Origin of the sequence: Kitasatospora sp. NPDC091276 (assembly GCF_040684355.1) — a bacterium.
Taxonomy (GTDB): domain Bacteria; phylum Actinomycetota; class Actinomycetes; order Streptomycetales; family Streptomycetaceae; genus Kitasatospora.
In genome coordinates this window covers 127,870-145,491 of the sequence record NZ_JBFBFU010000021.1, presented here as the reverse complement: position 1 = coordinate 145,491, position 17,622 = coordinate 127,870, and the positions used below count along the sequence as shown (strand labels likewise).

Annotated in this window: 16 protein-coding genes and 1 tRNA gene; 8 read left to right on the top strand and 9 right to left on the bottom strand. The window is 71.9% G+C overall.

The features are described 5' to 3' along the window. Positions 1 to 270 precede the first annotated feature (270 nt). On the top strand, positions 271 to 960 hold the full coding sequence (locus AB0O19_RS25770) for an alpha/beta fold hydrolase (protein WP_363622733.1): 690 nt from the start codon (positions 271 to 273) through the stop codon (positions 958 to 960). 388 nt (positions 961 to 1,348) lie between these two features. Here the strand turns inward: AB0O19_RS25770 and AB0O19_RS25765 are convergent. Beyond that, positions 1,349 to 1,419, bottom strand: a tRNA-Cys gene (locus tag AB0O19_RS25765). A 194-nt stretch (positions 1,420 to 1,613) separates the two neighbouring features. On the opposite strand from AB0O19_RS25765, the gene AB0O19_RS25760 reads away from it, so the two are divergent. Further along, the gene (locus AB0O19_RS25760; protein WP_363622731.1) at positions 1,614 to 2,426 is read left to right on the top strand and encodes a hypothetical protein; all 813 of its coding nucleotides are present in this window, start codon (positions 1,614 to 1,616) and stop codon (positions 2,424 to 2,426) included. A gap of 102 nt (positions 2,427 to 2,528) precedes the next feature. Here the strand turns inward: AB0O19_RS25760 and AB0O19_RS25755 are convergent, their stop codons facing one another. Then, a complete protein-coding gene (locus tag AB0O19_RS25755; protein WP_363622729.1) occupies positions 2,529 to 3,188 on the bottom strand; it encodes a polysaccharide deacetylase family protein in 660 nt (219 codons plus the stop codon). Positions 3,189 to 3,478: 290 nt separating this feature from the next. After that, entirely contained in the window at positions 3,479 to 4,402 is a 924-nt protein-coding gene (locus AB0O19_RS25750; protein WP_363622727.1) for a hypothetical protein, read from the bottom strand. 353 nt (positions 4,403 to 4,755) lie between these two features. On the opposite strand from AB0O19_RS25750, the gene AB0O19_RS25745 reads away from it, so the two are divergent. Beyond that, entirely contained in the window at positions 4,756 to 5,940 is a 1,185-nt protein-coding gene (locus AB0O19_RS25745) for a serine hydrolase domain-containing protein (RefSeq protein ID WP_363622725.1), read from the top strand. Between the two features lie 431 nt (positions 5,941 to 6,371). Continuing rightward, complete coding sequence (locus AB0O19_RS25740; RefSeq protein ID WP_363622723.1) at positions 6,372 to 7,460, top strand: hypothetical protein; 1,089 nt, start codon at positions 6,372 to 6,374, stop codon at positions 7,458 to 7,460. Between the two features lie 61 nt (positions 7,461 to 7,521). On the opposite strand, the gene AB0O19_RS25735 is transcribed toward AB0O19_RS25740, so the two are convergent. Continuing rightward, a complete protein-coding gene (locus AB0O19_RS25735; protein WP_363622721.1) occupies positions 7,522 to 8,319 on the bottom strand; it encodes a DUF2785 domain-containing protein in 798 nt (265 codons plus the stop codon). A gap of 215 nt (positions 8,320 to 8,534) precedes the next feature. Here AB0O19_RS25735 and AB0O19_RS25730 point away from each other — a divergent pair, with 215 nt between their 5' ends. Next, complete coding sequence (locus tag AB0O19_RS25730; RefSeq protein WP_363622719.1) at positions 8,535 to 8,999, top strand: nuclear transport factor 2 family protein; 465 nt, start codon at positions 8,535 to 8,537, stop codon at positions 8,997 to 8,999. Between the two features lie 25 nt (positions 9,000 to 9,024). Here the strand turns inward: AB0O19_RS25730 and AB0O19_RS25725 are convergent, their stop codons facing one another. Continuing rightward, the gene (locus AB0O19_RS25725) at positions 9,025 to 10,221 is read right to left on the bottom strand and encodes a ricin-type beta-trefoil lectin domain protein (protein WP_363622718.1); all 1,197 of its coding nucleotides are present in this window, start codon (positions 10,219 to 10,221) and stop codon (positions 9,025 to 9,027) included. 401 nt (positions 10,222 to 10,622) lie between these two features. Here AB0O19_RS25725 and AB0O19_RS25720 point away from each other — a divergent pair, with 401 nt between their 5' ends. The 3 genes from AB0O19_RS25720 (at position 10,623) to AB0O19_RS25710 (ending at position 13,946) form a co-directional block, all read left to right on the top strand. Continuing rightward, complete coding sequence (locus tag AB0O19_RS25720) at positions 10,623 to 11,756, top strand: acyl-CoA desaturase (protein ID WP_363622716.1); 1,134 nt, start codon at positions 10,623 to 10,625, stop codon at positions 11,754 to 11,756. Positions 11,757 to 11,827: 71 nt separating this feature from the next. Continuing rightward, positions 11,828 to 12,994 carry a glycosyltransferase family 1 protein gene (locus AB0O19_RS25715; protein WP_363622781.1) on the top strand — a complete coding sequence of 389 codons (1,167 nt, stop codon included), beginning with the start codon at positions 11,828 to 11,830 and terminating at the stop codon, positions 12,992 to 12,994. 37 nt (positions 12,995 to 13,031) lie between these two features. After that, entirely contained in the window at positions 13,032 to 13,946 is a 915-nt protein-coding gene (locus AB0O19_RS25710; RefSeq protein ID WP_363622714.1) for an alpha/beta hydrolase, read from the top strand. Here AB0O19_RS25710 and AB0O19_RS25705 read toward each other — a convergent pair. From AB0O19_RS25705 to AB0O19_RS25690, 4 genes are all read right to left on the bottom strand, one after another. Then, a complete protein-coding gene (locus tag AB0O19_RS25705; RefSeq protein WP_363584402.1) occupies positions 13,891 to 14,391 on the bottom strand; it encodes a carboxymuconolactone decarboxylase family protein in 501 nt (166 codons plus the stop codon). The two genes, AB0O19_RS25710 and AB0O19_RS25705, sit on opposite strands and share 56 nt — an antisense overlap. A 203-nt stretch (positions 14,392 to 14,594) precedes the next feature. Further along, positions 14,595 to 15,347 (bottom strand): type I-E CRISPR-associated protein Cas6/Cse3/CasE, encoded by a 753-nt coding sequence (locus tag AB0O19_RS25700; RefSeq protein WP_363622712.1) that lies wholly within the window; start codon positions 15,345 to 15,347, stop codon positions 14,595 to 14,597. Beyond that, positions 15,344 to 16,192 carry a type I-E CRISPR-associated protein Cas5/CasD gene (gene cas5e, locus AB0O19_RS25695; RefSeq protein WP_363622779.1) on the bottom strand — a complete coding sequence of 283 codons (849 nt, stop codon included), beginning with the start codon at positions 16,190 to 16,192 and terminating at the stop codon, positions 15,344 to 15,346. The genes AB0O19_RS25700 and cas5e overlap by 4 nt, the downstream gene beginning before the upstream one ends. A gap of 74 nt (positions 16,193 to 16,266) precedes the next feature. After that, entirely contained in the window at positions 16,267 to 17,613 is a 1,347-nt protein-coding gene (locus AB0O19_RS25690) for a type I-E CRISPR-associated protein Cas7/Cse4/CasC (protein WP_363622710.1), read from the bottom strand. Between the last annotated feature and the right edge of the window lie 9 nt (positions 17,614 to 17,622).

Genomic DNA, 17,622 nt, shown 5'->3' with positions numbered 1-17,622 from the left:
GGCTGGTTGGGCGGCGACCCGAACGAGCTCCAGCAGGTCGGCCGTCCGGTGGGGTGGTCTTCGCCGGTGGGTGGCTGCTGACCGAGGACGGTCCTCGAACGAGTGCGACCCGCGCCCACAAATCACCCGATCGAGTGAAGGTCGAACGCTCTCCGCCCATTCGGCACCCCGTCGCCGATGATGCGCTTGGCGCGACACGGGGGCACCCGCCATCCTGCGGGCGCCCCCGCGATCCGTGCCGTCCATCCGCCGACGAACCTCGGAGCACACATGCGTCGCCCCACCACCACCGCCGCCGCAACCGCCCTGACCGCCGCGATAACCGCGGCCCTGCTGACCGGACCGGGGGCCGCCGTCCCGGCCCACGCGGACACCGCACACATCCCCGTCATCCTCATCCACGGCCGCAACGCGGACCCCGGTGTATGGGGCACCCTGATGACCGGCCTCCGTTCGAAGGACGTCCCGGCCTTCGCCTGGGGCTACGACACCTCCCGGTCGACCAACGAGGTCCTGGCCGGGGAACTGACCCAGTACGTCGACAACGTTCTGAGCCAGACGGGCGCGGCCAAGGTGAACATCGTCGCCCACAGCCTGGGCAGCCTGCCGAGCCGCTGGTACCTCAAGTTCGGAGGCGGCAACCAGAAGGTCGCGAACTGGATCTCCCTGGCCGGCCCCAACCACGGCACCTCCCTCGGCTACCTCTGTGCCCTCTGGGACCAGGGGTGCAAGGACATGACGCCCAACTCGTGGGTCATCAGCCACCTCAACCAGGACACCGAGACCCCGGGCCCCACCCGGTACACGACCTTCTGGTCCCCCAAGGACGAGCAGATCTCCCCGACCACCAGCACCAAACTGAACGGCGCCACCAACATCGAGACTGACGGCCTCAAGCACAACGACTTCCTGACGAACCCCGGCGTCCTCGACAAGGTCACCGCGATCCTGACCAGCTGACACACAGCCACACCACCGCACCGGCACCACCGGCCACCCGCCGTGTACAGATCCTCGGCGCGGTGGCCGGCCCCGCCGCGACAACGGCGCGACGAGCACATCTGCGTCGCCTCCCGGTCAAACCCGTGGGCGGCCGCCGGTGGCGGGGCCTCCTCGAAGGTGACCACGGTGTGGCGGACGTAGTGCGCGAAGATCTCGGCCACGGCGTTCAGGTCGGCCGGAACCGCCGGGCGGATCACTGACTCCATGGCGTCCACAACGGGAGAGTGTGGGCCGCGCTGCGCGGGCCACCGACTCGGGCCGTCGCGGGCGCGGCTCTCCGATAAATCAGAGCGCGAACCCGGACAATCCATGGACCAGGAATACGGGCGAAATCGCCGGAAAGAAAAGGTGGAGATAGGAATCGAACCCATCTAAACGGCCCTGCAAGCCGTCGCCTCGCCACTCAGCCACTCCACCGCGGCAACGAGGGAAACATTACACGCACATGAACGGGGATTACCCGGCGACGCCAAGCTTTCACTCCAGAAGACCCTTAATGCGTTTAGTGCTATTTCTCTCGACATGGTGTCGACAGGGTCCGGCGGGCCAGCGCGGAAAAGTCGCGGTGCGCTAGCCTGTGCCGATATCTCCGACCCGATGGGATTTCACTGATGGCCGTCGAGGAATCATGGTCCACCCGTACCACGGAGCTGCGCTGCGGAACCGCTGCGAACCGGTGCCAGTACAAGAGCCTCCCCCTGCGCGACCTTCCCCCGCTCGGTGTCGTGCGCCGCGCCCGGATCGTCCGCGAAGGCCTGCGGGAGCGCCGCGCCGCCGTCCCGACGCCCGGCCGGCCCTCCCGCTTCACCGAGGGGGACTGGGTCCGGGTGAAGGACGAGGCCACGGTGCGCGCCACCCTCGACGCCAAGGACCGCCACCGCGGCCTGTGGTTCACCCGCAGCCAGTGGTCGTTCTGCGGCGGCGTCTACCAGGTCGAACGCATCGTGCGCCGCATGATCGACGACCACTACCGCGTGCGGCGCCTGTCCGGCACCGTCGCCCTGGCCGGCGCCACCTGCCACGGCGCGGACGGGGCCCAGGGCTGCGGACTGGACTGCGCCCTGCTGTTCCGCGACGAATGGCTGGAGCCCGCCACCGCACCGGTCCCCGCTGCTCGGCCCGCCGCCCTCTGGGCGACCGTGCGCAGCCTCCCGGAGATCCACGCCACCCTCGACCCCGACGGGCGGCTGGACGGCGTCCCCTTCCAGCCGGGCATGGAGCTCCACGCCGACACCCGCCACAGCGCCACCGAACTGCGCCACCGCTCCCTCGCCTGGTGGCAACACCCCGCCAAGGGCCGCTGGTTCATCCTCAACGGCCTGCGCTGCGGCGGCGAGCCGCTCGCCACCGGCTGCGACCGCCGCTGCGCCCTGCTGTGGCACGAGTCCTGGCTGCATCTGGAACCCGCCGCCACCGCCCACTGACCTTCCGCCACCGCCCGCCTACCGCCGACCTGCCGGGCACCGCCCTCCGCGGTGCCCGGCAGGTTTTCGTCGCCGGCAGGTCCTCGCCGGCCGTCGGCGCCGTCAGCGCCGCCAGCGGTCGCGCACCAGCTTCGCGGCCAGGTGCAACGGCCCGTCCCGGTCACCGACGTAGCAGCGGGGAAGCGCGTACACCCCGCTGTGGACCCCGGGGCTGACCGCGCACCCGTACCCGTAGCCGGCTCGCGCCACCGCTTCCACCGCGGCGGCGTCGAGCGAACCGTACGGGTAGCAGAACCCTTCGACCGCCTGCCCCGTCAGGTCCTCCAGCACGCGGCGGCTGTCGGCGACCTGGGCTGCCAGCTCCCGCGCGCCCAGGCCCGCCAGCCGCCGGTGCGTCAGCCCGTGCGAGCCGATCTCCAGCCCGGCGGCGGCGGCCTCGTGGACCTGGCACGCCGTCATCAGCGGCTTGCGCGGACCCTGGCGGTCCCAGTCGTTGTATCCGCCCAGCCGGTCGGCCACCACGTAGACCGTCGCCGTGAAGCCGTACTCCGCCAGTGCGGGCATGGCCTCCTCCACGAAGTCGCGGTATCCGTCGTCGAAACTCAGCCCCACCATGCCCGCCGCGCCACCACCCCGGTGCGAGCGCATCAGGTCGCCGACCGACACCCCGCGCAGCCCGCGGGCGGACAGCCAGCGCAGCTGGCGGCGAAAGCGCGCAGGGTCGACGGTAATCAGATAGGGATCCTCACTCGTTGATGCCACCGAGTGGTACATCAGCGTCCACGGAAAACGCCCCGCACCTCCACCGGCCGCTTCTTCCGGACTGTTGCGTGGTCGAATGATTCGCATGTTCTGCTCCAGCTGTCCGGCGGCACCGCCTGTGCAGGTGGCCTTCAGGGAAATTGCATTCTGGCAGCGTCGTACCCGGCTTCCATTCGCGCCAGGCGACTCCGCCCCATTTCACCCGGATGCCAGCCCAGAAGTCGCCCGACGAGTGCCCGGCCCGCACGGCCCGAATACCGGTTCCGCCCCGTCCGGAACCGGCCGACGTTTCACCTGGCCGCGACGGCGGCCGATGCCCGTGCGGCGGCTCTGGCGGCATCGAGCGCGGCCCGGACCCGCGCCGCGCCTGCGGAGGCGATTCCCGTCGTGCGGCTGTCGCTCGCAGGGCGGCTGACGAGGCCCGCACACGCGCGACAGATGCCGGGTTGGACCACTGGGTCGTGGCACTGGGCGCACTCGGCGTAGCCGGCCGCCGCTGGCCGTGCGGCGGCCCGGACGGGCGGCATCTTGCGCTCCAGGCGGTAGCGGAGCACCGCGACCGCCGAGTACACCGGGGCGGGCAGGCCCGGCAGCAGGGCCCGGGCGAGGTCGGCGGGTGTGCTGCCGCGCTCCAGCCACTGGGCGACCAGGGGTGCGAGTTCACGTGCTTCGGCCTCGCCCAGGCGCAGGCGCGGTTCGGGGCGGATGACCCGGAACAGGGTGGCGACCGCCTCGCGGAGCCGTTCGTCCGGCGCGTCCTTCTCGGAGTCCCCCTCCCGCCTTTCCGCCCCCAGGGCGGCGCCGGGCTCTCCGGACTGCCGGGAGGGGAGGGAGGGTTCTTTCACCGGGTTCTTTACCAGGGCGTCAGCGCCGCCGGTGGTCCCTTCGCCGGGGGCCGGACGGTTGGCACCCGGCGGCATCAGCTGCGGGGTGTCGTGGACGTGGGTCTCGGTGATGATCGTGCCGTCGGGCATCCGGATCTTCTCGACCCGGTAGAAGCCCGCCTCGGCCAGCTCCTTCAGCGCCTTGCGAATGGCGCAGCGCCCCTGGGGGCTGGTGTCGGCCATGTGCCGGCCGTCCTCGCGCCAGCCGTCCGGGCGGGAGAGGAGGTCCGCGAGCAGACCGCGAGCGGTGTAGGACAGCCGCCGGTACTGGAGCACGGTGTTGGGCAGCACGGTGAAATCGCGCACGTGGGCGCTACGATGGACGCGCATCGGGAGGTTCTTCTCCTGTTGCCGGGCCCCGGAGCGTTGCCGCGCTGCCGGGGTCACCTATTTGTGGTTAGGTCACGGAACGTACCACAACTATCCGACACACCAAGCGCGTTGACGCCAGCGACCGGATCATATTCAAATCCTCCCGCCGACGGCCGGCACGAAGTGCGGCCAGGACCACCGAGGCCTTCCACGGCTGGACCCGGAAAAGGGTTCCATGACGGCCCCGACCGGGGATTGTCCCCCTCTCGCATGGGCCCGCTGCCCGGATGGATCGGTGGATCTTGAGCACCCAGGCTGAAGGCATACGAATTGCCGATGCATCCGGCAGGGTGCACAAGGAGGGTTCCCCCATGACCGATCGTGCTCGCCCGCTTCGACGTGCCCGCGCCTCGTCGTCCGGGCCGGGGCGAGGCATCGCGATGGTGGTGGTGACGGTCGCCACCGGTCTGGCCGTGGGAGGCGCTCTGCCCGCGTCCGCGGCGCAGCCCCGCGGCTCCGGTGAGGTCGTGCGGCAAGGCCTGGACCGCCTGGTGCACGAGGACAAGTACCCCGCCGCCCTGGCCTCCGACCTCGGCCGCGACGGGCGCACCCGCAACTACGCTGCCGGCGTCGCAGACTTGAGCACCGGGAAGAAGGTGCCGGTCGACGGGCAGGTACGGGCGGGGAGCAACACCAAGGCGTTCACCGCCACGGTCGTCCTGCAACTGGTCGACGAAGGCAAGGTCGCCCTCGACGCCCCGGTCGAGCAGTACCTGCCGAACCTGGTGCGCGGCGAGGGCATCGACGGCCGCCACATCACGGTACGTCAGCTGCTGCAGCACACCAGCGGACTGCCTGACTACGTCGACTTCGCGGGCGACCTCGTCGGCACGGAGCGCCACACCTACCTCCAGCCCCGAACCCTGCTCGACCTGGCGCTGGCGCACAAGGCGCTGTTCGCCCCCGGGACCAGCTGGGCGTACAGCAACACCAACTACCTCCTGGCCGGCCTGATCATCGAGAAGGTCACCGGCCGTCCGCTGGCCGAGCAGATCACCCACCGGATCATCGAACGCATCGGACTGCGCCACACCTACTTCCCCGGCGCGGGCGACGAGGGCATCCGGGAAGCACACCCCCAGGGCTACTACGCGCAGCCCGGGGGGCCGTTGGAGGACGTCACCGAGTTGGACCCCTCCTGGTCCTGGGCCGCCGGGCAGGTGATCTCCACCCCGAGCGATCTGAACCGATTCTTCTCCGCCCTCTTCGGCGGCAAGCTCCTGAAGCCCGCACAGCTCGCCCAGATGCGGACCACCGTCGAGGTCCCCGGCGGAATGTGGCCCGGTGCCCGGTACGGGCTGGGAGTGACCAGTACGCCGCTGAGTTGCGGCGGCCTGATGTGGGGGCACGGCGGTGACATCCCCGGTTACCAGACGCGCACCGGCGTCACCGATGACGGCCGCGCCGTCACGGTTGCCGTCACCGCCGACACGGCGCCCACCAAGCAGGGCCCCTCCGATGTCCTGGCCCTCCTCGACGCCACCCTGTGCAGGTGACGGCCGAGGCTCCGTAGTGAGAGTGGCCGTGGTTGGCGTCGCCCAGTTCCAGGATTGCGTCGGTGTCGCGGCGACTCTCCGAACCCCCTGCACGCGCCGCCGCCCGAACTCATCGGTCCCAGGAGAAGAATTATCCGGCAGTCCCAACTCCATTGCCAGCAGTCCGCCGACGGCCCGCCGCCCACCGATCGGCCCGCCCCGATCGCCCTCAACCGCTTCGCCGAAACTCAGGGTGCGGCGGCGCGTCGGCGGCTGGTTCGGCCACTGCTGCGTTGACCGTCAACGACGAGTGCGCGCAGAGCACACTGCGGAGCCGCACGGCAACTACGGTTCTTGCACGGCGAGAAGGCCGAGTCCGCGGAATCCCGGTTGCCGCCCCTGCACGTTCGCTCGGGGGGAGCCGAGGGATCCTCAGCGAAAGGAAGCCCGAAGTGCACCGGACAACTGCTCACCCGCTGCGACGGACGACGGCGTTGCGCCGGGTGGGGAACACGATCGCGGCCGCGATGGCCGGAGGCGTCCTGCTCCTGGCCGCCCCGGCCCCTGCCGGGGCGGTGGAACTGGACTGGCGGGGCGTCGGCGTCAGCAGCCTGTCCCACATGAAGACGGTGACGGTCAACGGCAACACCTACGACGTCACCAGGGGCCTCGACAACGGCATCTGGTTCCGGTTCAACAACGGCGCCTGGCAGCCGCTGGGCGGCTTCCAGGCCCAGAGCTACTACTCCCCCGCCATCGTGCAGTGGCAGGACCGTGTCATGGTCGCCCACCAAGGGGTGGACAACCAGATCTACTGGACCGCCGTGCAGAACCCGTCCGCGAACCAGTGGGAGCCGTGGCACCGCATCGAGGGTGACGCCGCCGCCTGGGGCGGCATCTCCCTGGAGAGCCTGGGCAGCACGGTGCTCTTCGACTGGGCGGACGTCAACGGCCTCTACCGGATCACCAGCGTGCACACCCGCCCGGACGGCACCCGCTCGCAGACCGCGATCAGCTTCCCCAACAGCCAGTGGCACGTGGGGCCGCAGGGAAGCGGCACGACGGGCACCCGGCGACCGAGCCCGATCATGACCTGGAACGAGGCGGCGGGCGGCGAGATGGAGCACATCTACCTGGTCGGAACCGACAACCACGTCTGGCAGATCTGGCGCAACCCCGCCACCGGGGCGACCGGAACCGCGAGCCAGGTACCGGGCGGGGCCGTGTGCATCTCCGGGGTGTCGGCCGCGCGGATGGGGTACCAGGACTACACCGTCGCCCCGGGCGACCCCCAGTACGCCAACCAGCGCCGGCAGATGCTCGCCTGCATCGGGGCCGACGGCTACGTCTGGATCAACACCTCCTCCACCGGCGGTGGCACCTGGGACGGGTGGCGCCAGCCCGCCGGCGCCCTGGCGCCGTCGACGGACACCCCCGCGATCAACGCCACCGTCAACGAGTTCAGCATCGACATCAACTGGAACGGAGCCCGCAGCGGTCTCTTCCCCGACCACGCGATCGTCGAGAAGAGGATCCGGTAGCGGGAGGAGGGCACCGGCGGGCGACGGCGTGGAGGCCCGGACGGCTCGCGGCACGGGGCTGTCAGCCGACGGACTTCGCGTCGTCCGCCAGTACTTCGACGAGCCGCCGCTTGACCGCGTCGCGATGCGGGACCTGACGAGGCGGCTGCCCCGGCTTCGGCGGGACGCCGAGGTCGGTGAGGAGGTAGAGCATCCGCAGGGTGCGCAGCGCGTTGGACACGTATGTCGGGGTGGTGCCCCGGGCCACGGCCCGGAAGTCGGCGCCGATGTCGTCGAGCCAGGCGACGGACCGGTCCGCGGTGAGCTTCGGGTTGGTGAGGGTCAGCGCGATCGCACGGGCGAGCCGGTCGTCCTCCCGTTCGGCGTACAGGTAGTCGGTGGGCGCGAGGAGCCGGGCGGTCGCGAGGTCCAGCATCTCGACCGGTTCGACCTCGCGGTGGCAGCCGAGGGCACCGAGCAGGTCGGCGCCGTGCGCCACCGCGTGCAGCCAGCCCAACTGCGCGTCGTGGCCGCGCAGATCGCTCTCCGCGGGGTACCAGCGGGTGAACGCGTCCAGCCATTCCTGCCGGAGGTCCCCGCGGCTGACGATCATGTCCAGGACCAGCGGCGCGAACGTGCGGGCCTGAATCGGCGAACCGGCCGCGAAGCGGGCCGCCATGTCATCGCCCAGGCGGAGCCGCCGGTCGCCGTCGATGACGTCGCGCTCGATCCAGGTCCGCAGCACGACGTACGGGTAGCCGTCGCGCACCTCCGGGTCCGGATCCCGCAGGCACTCCGCCAGTTCTGCGGTGAGCTCGTCCAGATCGCCGCCCGGGGGCACCGCACATGCGTCGGAGTAGATCTTGTACCAGTCAGTCACGAGCAGCGAGGCTAGCCCGCCACGGACGGCGTGACCAGCGATTATCCGGATCCGCCCGCTGCTGTGACCGACAGTGCCGCGGGACGTCGGACGCCCATCGCCCCGGCCTCCCGCCCCCACTCCCCCGTCCACGTGGCGCCTGGCCGCCGTCACCGTGACGACCGCGCTCGCCGTCCTGGTGTTCTCGAACTCCTCGGCGTACGCCGAGGCGCCCGGTGAGAGCAGCAGGTGGGCCGACGAGATCGAGGACGACGTCCCCGTCGCGGCGAGCGGCATCATGGGCGAGGCGCGCGCCGACGACAGTGACCTCATCCAGGTGTGGCGCGGGGCCGACGACGCCGACACGTACTGTCGCTCGACCACGGGCGGCCGATCACGCTCGCCGGCCAGACCAACGCCGGCCCGCAGGTCGTCTACGCGGACGGCACCCGCGCACCCCGCACGTCACCACCAACCTCTCCGTCGAGGTCGACGAACCGGCGGGCACGGCCGTCGCGCGTTCATACGTCACCGCCCTCCAGGCCCTGCCCGGCTTCCCCTCGCAGCCCATCGCCGCCGCCCGCCACCACGACCGCTTCGAACTCCGGCGCGGCCAATGGCAGTTCGCGGAGCGCCGGGTCCGCCTCACGCTGGTCGGCGACGTGAGCCGCCACCTGCGCCAGGCCGCCGCACCCCGGTAACCCCCAACCTCACGGGACAGGAAGGCTAGGCATCCGTCCGCACGACCGCGGTGAGGGTCTGCTCAGGGCTGCCGTCGGCGGGCCGTGCGGTCACCGGGTCCCCGTTGCGCCCCGCGGTGCTGGAGGTGAGCGCCCAGCCGGCGGGGTTGACCACGGCCCGGCGGGCACCGTCGTAGCTCCACCGCTGGGCCGCGGAACCGTCGCAGGCGGCGCGCACCACCTGGCCGCCGACGGCCGCGGGTGCGGCCAGGCACTCGTTGCCCTGGGCGGTGTGCAGGCTGCCGTCGCGGGCGAAGACGAAGAGCTGGTTGGCGTTGGGCGTGGTGGCGCAGCGGTAGCTGATGGCGCCGTTGGTGCCGCCGCGGTCGAGGCAGGCGCCGTTGGCGAACCGGAGCGGCCAGCGGGCGGACTGGCCGAGGCCGAGTTCGGTGAGCAGGGTGCCGTCGGGCTGCTTCCGCTGGCGGATCATGTCGTCGCAGGCACCGCTGGTCGAGGTGCCGGTGTTGGTGGCGGTGAGGGTGCCGCCGTTGCCGGTCATCGGGCCCCAGCGGTTCTCGGAGTACGCGTTGTCGTTGCAGACGTAGGCGGGCCTGTTCCAGTCGAAGTACTCCACCCAGCTGTTCCAGTCGTGCTTGATCTGCTGCGACTCGGGGAGCAGGACCGAGCCGAGGACGAAGGAGGTGCCGGCGGTCTCGTCGGTGACGGTGGCCGTCACCCAGTGGGTGGCGGGGTCGATCCGGACCTGGAAGGCGTACGTGTGGCCGGTGACCGGGCGGCCCTGGTTGACGGTGCTGTTGGCGCACTGGAGGTGCTGGCCCTCGCCGGTGCTGTTCCAGCAGTGCGAGCCCTGGGTGCCGTCGGCGAACTGGAGCTCGGTGTCGGCCCAGGTGGACCAGTTGAACAGGCCGTCGTTCTGCTGCTTGTCCTGGAAGCCGATGTAGGAGAGGTTCCCGTCGAAGTTGAACTGGCTCGACCAGAAGACGTCACCGTCGCCGGGGGTGGTCACCACCGTGTTGCGGAAGGTGACCTCGGTGAGGACGGTGTCGCCGGTGATGGTCCAGGAGGAGTACGAACCGGGCGTCTGGCCGTAACGGGGCTGGGCCGCGGCGGCCGGGGCCGCCGGTTTCGCGACGGCCGGGGCTTCTCCGGCGGGCAGGCCGGTGAGGGCGAGACAGGCGAGCGGCACCGCGCACATGGCGCGGCGCCGGGAGACGCGTGACATCCGTTGCTCCTGACAGGTCAGCGGCGGCCGCAAGCCGTCGGCGCCGCACGGATTCCCCAGCGCGACCCTCACCCACCCGATCACGGTCCGCAACAGATGAGGTCGCCAGGAGTGACCGGGCGCCCGGAGGTTCACCAGGCGCCGATCACCCGTTCGAGCGATTGGTGCAGGCCGCCCCTCCGGACGCCGAACGGGCGAACGGGCGAGCGGTGATCGGACGCATGACGGACCAGCCGGGCCCGCCGCCACCCGATCGGGCCACCTCCGGCCGCGACACGGCGAAGCGCCGAGACAACGGCGGTTCGGATGCGGAAGGCTGACGCCACCCTGCCCGGGGCCTCGCGGCGCGGCGGGCACGAGCGACCGGAGCGACCGGAGCGACCCGAGACCGGAATGGTGGCATGACCGTTCAGGACACCCCGCCCACCGGGACCACCCGGCGCGGCGACTTCGCCGAGCTGCACCGACGCGTCTCCGACGCCGGTCTGCTGCGCAGGCGTCCCCTGTACTACGCGGGCCGGAGCGCCGCGCTGTTCACCGCCCTGGCGCTGCTCCTGGCCGGGTTCGTCACGCTCGGCGCGAGCTGGTGGCAGCTGTGCCTCGCGCCCCTGTTCGCCTTCGTCCTCGGCCAGTTGGCGCTGCTGGGGCACGACGTCGCCCACCACGCGGTGTTCGCCGGCCGGCGGGCGACCGACCTGGCGGGCATCGTGCTGGGCAACCTCGTGGTCGGCATGAGCTACGGCTGGTGGGTGAGCGACCACAACCGGCACCACGCACACCCGAACCGCGAGGGTCACGACCCGGCCGCGGACTCCCTCCTCTTCGCCCGGACCACCGAACAGGCCTGCCGGACAAGAGGGTTGAGGCGGCTCGCGGCCAGGTACCAGGCGGAACTGTTCTTCCCGCTGCTGTCCCTCCAGGCGCTCGGGCTGCTCGTCGCCACCTGCCTGACCCTGACCCGCGGCACCGTCCGGTACCCGGCCCTGGAGCGCACGCTCGCCGCGCTGCACTACGCCCTGGCGGTGGCCCTCCTGGCCGTCGTCCTCGCACCGATCCAGGCGCTGGCCTTCGCCGTACTGTTCGGGGCGGTCCTCGGCGTGTACCTGGGGTGCATCTTCGCGCCCAACCACAAGGGCATGCCGATGACCGGCCCGGACGCGGAGCGCGCCGACTTCCTCCGCCGGCAGGTGCTGCCGTCGCGCAACCTGCGGGCCGGCCGGTTCGTCCACTTCCTCTTCGGCGGCCTCGGCTACCAGATCGAGCACCACCTCTTCCCGGCCATGCCGGTGGCGGCACTGCGCCCCGCCTCGCGCATCGTGCGCGACTACTGCGCCCAGATCGGCGTGCCGTACAGCGAGGCGAGCCCGGTCGCCTGCTTGCGGGAGATCCTGCGGGACCTGCGGGCCATCGGCCGCTCGCTCTCCGGCGACCCGGCGCAGTCGGGCCCGCCGACCCGGCCTTCCGCTCCAGAGCCGACCCGGCCGACCGCCCCGGAGCCGCAGGCCGCGCCCGAATCGGGGGCGGCGGTACGGTGAGCGGAGTCCTGTCCGGGCCGGCGGCGCGCACCGCGGACGGCCCGGCCCCCGGCGGCGAACGGCTCCGCGTCCTGATCGTCACCGAGTCCTTCGCCCCGCAGCTCAACGGTGTCGCCCACAGCGTCCTCCGGACCGCCGAACACCTCGTCGCCCGGGGCCACACCCCGGTGGTGGTGGCACCCGCCGTGCGGGCACCAGCCGCGCGGGCCGCGCGACGGCACGCGGGCGACCTGCGCCGCGATCGGGCGTACGGCTACGAGGTGGTCCGCGTCCCGTCGGTGCCACTGCCCGGCTACCCGGAGGTGCGGGTAGCGCTCCCGGGGCGCGGGGTGGCCGACGCCATCGAGCGGCACCGCCCGCACGTGGTCCACCTGGCCAGCCCGTTCGCGCTCGGGGCGGTCGGCGCCGCGGCGGCCGACCGGGCGGGGATCCCGTCCGTGGCGGTCTACCAGACCGATCTGGCCGCCTACGCCAGGACCTACCTGCCGGCGCTGGGCGCGGCCGGGCCCCGGCTCGCCTGGTGGCGGCTGCGACGGGTGCACTCCCTGGCCGCGCGGACGCTGGCACCGTCGCGGGCTTCGCTGCGCGCCCTGCTGGCGCACGGCATCCCCCGGGTCCACCTGTGGCCGCGCGGCGTCGACTGCGCACGGTTCCACCCCCGCCACCGTGACGAGACCCTGCGCCGGCGTCTCGGCCGCCCCGGAGACGTCCTGGTCGGGTACGTCGGACGTCTGGCGCCGGAGAAGCACGTCGACCGGCTGGCGGAGGTGTCCCGGATCCCGGGGGTTCGGCTGGTGGTCGTCGGCGACGGCCCGTGCCGAGCCCGGCTGGAGACCGTACTCCCGGACGCGGTCTTCCTGGGCCTCCGGTCCGGGCACGAACTCGCCCGGCTCTACGCCTCGTTCGACGCCTTCGTCCACGCGGGGCCGTTCGAGACCTTCGGCCAGACCCTCCAGGAGGCCATGGCGAGCGGGCTGCCCGTCGTCGCCCCGGCGGCCGGCGGACCGCTCGACCTCGTCCGCCCGGGGCACACCGGGTTCCTCGTCCCACCCGGCGCGGCGGACGGGTTCCGGGAGGCCGTCGAACGTCTCGCCCGCGACGACGAACTGCGGGCGGCGTTCGGGCGGGCGGGCCGTGCCTCAGCGACGCAGCGCAGCTGGGAGACGGTCGGCGATCGCCTCGTCGAGCACTACCGGCTCGCCCTCACCGAGACGGCCGGGCCACCCCTGCGCCGCTGAGCAGGCCGGCGGACCCGCCCCGAAGAAACGGACCACCATGCACCACCCCCTCGCCGCCGAGTACGTCCGCAGCCCCGCTCCGGCCGCCGGCACCGCCGTCTTCCTGCACGGACTGGGCGGCTGGACCCACAACTGGGCCCACCTGATCGACCTGCTGCGGACCTCGGCGCACTGCCTGGCCCTCGACCTCCCGGGCTTCGGAAGGTCGGCACCCCCGCCCGACGGCGACGTCACCGTCGAACGCCAGGCCGCGGCCGTCGCCCGTCACCTCGACCGGACCGGGCACCACCGCGTGCACCTGGTCGGCAACTCGCTCGGCGGCCTGATCGCACTGCGCCTCGCCGCCCAACGACCCGACCTGGTCGCCACCTTGACCCTCATCTCGCCCGTGCTGCCGACGTTCCCGCCCGCCCCGGCCCTGCGGGTGGCCCTGCTCGGCCTGCCGGGCGCGCCCCGGCTGCACTCCCGCCTCCTGGCCGCCCAGAGCCCCGACCGCCAACTGGACGACCTCTACCACCTGATCTACGCGAACCCCGCCCTCGTCGGCACCGAACAGCGGTCGGTGGAGGCGCGCGAGCGCCGACGCCGCGCCGAACTGCCGTACGCGCAGGACATGCTGGCCGAAGGTGTGCGCTCGGTGGTCCACGCGTTCCTGCGACGGGGCGAGGCCTCCGCCTGGCACCTGGCGCGCCGCGTCACCGCCCCCACCCTGCTCGTCTACGGCCGGGACGACGCCCTCGTCCCCTTCCGTACGGCGCCCCGGGCCTACGCGGCCTTCCGCGACGCCCGCCTCCTCACCCTCCCCGGCGTCGGCCACGTCGCCATGCAGGAACGGCCGGCCCCCGTGGCCACGGCGATCCGCGCCCTGATCACCGGGTCGAGCCCGCGCGGCGCCGTCACTGTGCCGGAATCGCGCGCACCGGGTGCTTGCTCAGGATCGACACGCGGTTGAAGGCGTTGATGGCGATCGCCACCCAGATGACCGCGGAGATCTGGTCATCGGTCAGGACCTCGCGGGCGGCGCCGTAGGCGGCCTCCTGCGCGACGGCGTCCGACGGGTCGGTGGTCACCTCGGCCAGGGCGAGCGCGGCCCGCTCCTGCGGCGTGAACAGTTCGGTGTCGCGCCACGCGGGCAGCGTGCCCAGGCGCTGCGCGGTGTCACCGGCCTGAAGAGCGGCCCGGGTGTGCACGTTGAGGCAGTAGGCACACCCGTTGATCTGGGACACCCGCAGATTGACCAGCTCCACCAGCCTGCGGTCCAGCCCGGCCTCCGCCGCCCCCACCCCGGCCGCCTCGGCGGTCGCCCGCAACGCCCGGTAGGCCTGAGGGCTCTGCTTGTCGATGAACACCCGCCGGCGCACCGGGGCAGCGGTCACATCGGTGGTCACATCACTCACGGGAACTCCTCTGGCGGATCAGCAGATCAACGGATCACTCGTGGCCGGCATGTCACCGCACCATCATAGTTGAAAGTGAAACCACTTTGGCCACCGTCCTGCGCGGCACCCAGCCACGAATGGCGCCACAAGGACGGCTGCGACACCACAAGGTGTCCGCTCCGGCGCCGAGTACGACCGGCCCGGTCAGCACCATCAGGCAGTCATCGGACCAGGATCAGGCCGCAACTGTAGGCACGGGCATGGCCGAAGCCGTGGGTGAGGGCGGCCGTGAGTGCTTGTGGGTCCGTGACGCTCAGAGCTCCGCGGATCTCGGCCCGGCTGATGAGCAGGCCCCTGTGGGGGCCTTGGCTGGAGACCTTCGGCAGGATGCGGAGGGCCAGCCGTTCCATGTCAGAGTCGACACCGAGCCGGACCACTCCGTCCGGGGCCACCGCCGGTTCGCCGAACGGCTGCAGACGACGGGCGAACCACGTCTTCACGTGTTCCGGGCGGGTGTGCGGTACCCGTACACCCCTTCCGCCTCCGCCGCCTCCGGACGCTGGCGGCCCGGCCGGTCGGCTGCTGACCGGATTGACGACCGTGCGGAAGTCGAGTCGGTCCCCGACGCGAAAGGTGCGGTCCACCACCAGGCTGTGCGGCGGCTCGACCAATGCCGCTCTGGGCAGGCCGCTCCAGTCACCGGGTACGGCGGACTGTACGACCAGGGAGAGCCGGGCGGTGCTCAGGTCGACGGTCCAGCTGGAGAGCACCTTCATCTGGGCGCGGGCGTCCCTGCTTCCGTCGTCGACCCAGCCGCGGAAGCCACTCATGACGGTCCGGTGCATCTCTTGGGCGTCGATCAGTGACTTGGCAGTGAACGGGTGCCTGGCGTCCAACGTGATCAGGGTGTGCGTGGCGACGAATCTGGCCGTCTTGTTGGCGGGAACGGGCTCGGTTGTGCGCGGGGTGTTCACGGGATGATGTCCCATTCGGTGGCGTGCGGGGCGATGGTGATGCGGTGCCGGGACTCCCAGCGCTGCCGGTGGACGGGGCCGCTCGCGAGGAACCTCTCGGGCTGGTCGCGGACCGGCCCGACGCCCGGCAGCGGGTGCGGGCTCTCGATCCAGGCCCACCGGGTCTGGCTGACGTTCGGCGGCGGTTGCCCGTCGTCGGCTGCCGGGAGCAACGCCCGGGTTTCGAAGACCTCCGACAGGGCGCCCGGGGCGATGCCGACGAAGAGGTCGCCCGAGGGCGGGCAGGATTTGCGGCCCAGCCAGAGCAGGCGCTTCGGGTGCTCCAGTGCGTGGGCGATCCGTTCGAGGAGTGCGCGGTCGGAGTACTGGAGGCCGACGAGGAAGGCCGCGTCGGACAGGTACCAGCGCTCGGTGATCATGGCGTGGCGGCTCACCTCACCTGCGACCAGCGCCCCGGAACGGGGGTCCGCCGCGATCCGCTTCGGTGCGCCGTACCAGGATGCCAGGGCGTGGCTGCCGAAGGATGCGGTCGTTCCCTCTCTCTGCTCCCCGAGCGCTTCCAGGGCCGCGGCCCGGCGGTGGTCCGTCACGAGGTCGCGGGGGCGGACGGGATACCTTCCGCCCCCGACGGTGTGGTAGTCCCGCATGGGCGTTCCTGGGCGGTCGGCGCGAACGCCGAAGAGGACGGACCCGAGTTCGTCGAGCGGATCCTCCCGGTCAAGGCCGAGGGCTGCCGCACAGAGGCCGATCACTCCGGACTTGGTGGGCCGGGTGTGGGTGTCGCGCTGGGCGAACCGGCCTTTGATGCCCCAGGACTGCAGCGGCCCGGCCAACCTGATGAGCAGAACGTGCTGCGGTGCGTCGGTCGTCGCGGTGGAACCGGTCCTCGCAGTAGGAGCGGTCGTGGCAGGGGCGTCGGTCACGGCGTGAGGTCCTCGATGGAGTCCACGACGTCCACTGCCCCGGTGGGGTCGACCGTCTCCAGGAGGTCCGCGATCTCCGGGGCGTAGGTGAGGACGCGCGCGGACCGCAGGTCGCCGCGGCGCTTGCTGACGAAGAGGTGGTGCCGCATCAGACGGCGGACCGCCGCCTGGCCTGCCGGGCCCTCGCCGCCGCTGCTCTCGGGGTTCTCGTCCACGGGGTTCTGGAAGGCGGCAGCGTAGTTGTACGGGCGCTCGCCCTCGAAGGCGAGCACGAGTGCCGGCAGCGAGCCGGTGGAGGCGGTGGAGTTCTTCTTCGCCTCCGGGACGGCCTCGACGAAGGCGTTGACGAACTCCGCCTCGGCGGCGGTCGCCGCCTCCTCCGCCTCCTCCGCCTCCATTCCGGCCTGCTGGAGGTTGGCGCGAAGCTGTCGGCGGTCCAGGACGGCGTGCCGGTAGAAGGTCCCGGAGATCAGCGACTGGTACCCGGTCATGCCCGCGCCCGCGTCGTCCGCCGTGTCGAGGAAGCTGAGGGCGTTGCGCTTACGGTCGAGCTTCGCGTCGTCGGCCGCCGCGTAGAAGTCCTCGATCTGCTCTGCGGCGTGCACGGTGAAGGCATGGCCGGTCTGCACCGCCCCGTCGACATTGGGAGAGTCGGCGATTTCGGCGAGGAAGCGCCCGTAGAGGGCGATGTCCACAGCGTCACGGGGCGCGATGGCGAGCAGAACGGCGTTGCGCGTGCTCTTGGGGAGAGGGGGGAGGCCTGTGGTATCGGACTCCGTGGCCGCCTGCGCGTCGTCGTTCTCCTGCTCCTCAGTGTTCTTCGCCGCGCCACGGCGGGGTTTCTTCGAGGCCTTCTGCTGGCCGGCGAGGTAACTGTCGCGCCACGGCCGGATCTCGTCGGCGTTCTCGGCGATGTGCCGGGCGATCCTGGTGCCTGCGTCGGCGGGCGCGAAGATCAGCACCTTGGTCAGATTGGCCACCGTCTTCTTGGCCGGGTCGCCGAACTTCAAGCCGCTCGCCTCGATCACCGCGCGCGCCGTGATCAGGGCCTCCTCCTTCTCCCAGCCGTTCCCGGACGACAGTTCGGCCGCGGTGAGGAGTGCCCACTCCCTTGTCCGGGTGCCCATGCTCCGGCCCTTGAGGGCGCCGATGCCGGCGTTGGCCCGGTTGCGGGCGTAGACGCGCTCGGCTCGTCGCCGGGCCTGGCTGGTGATCATGTGCCGTTCGAACCCGCCGTACACGAGGGACTTGGGCTGACCGTTCTCGTCTCTGACCGGGAGCACGGCGACTAGCGTCTCCAGGAGGTGCAGCGAGAGGAACGGGCTTCGAGCGTCTGCGGTCACGCGGTCGCG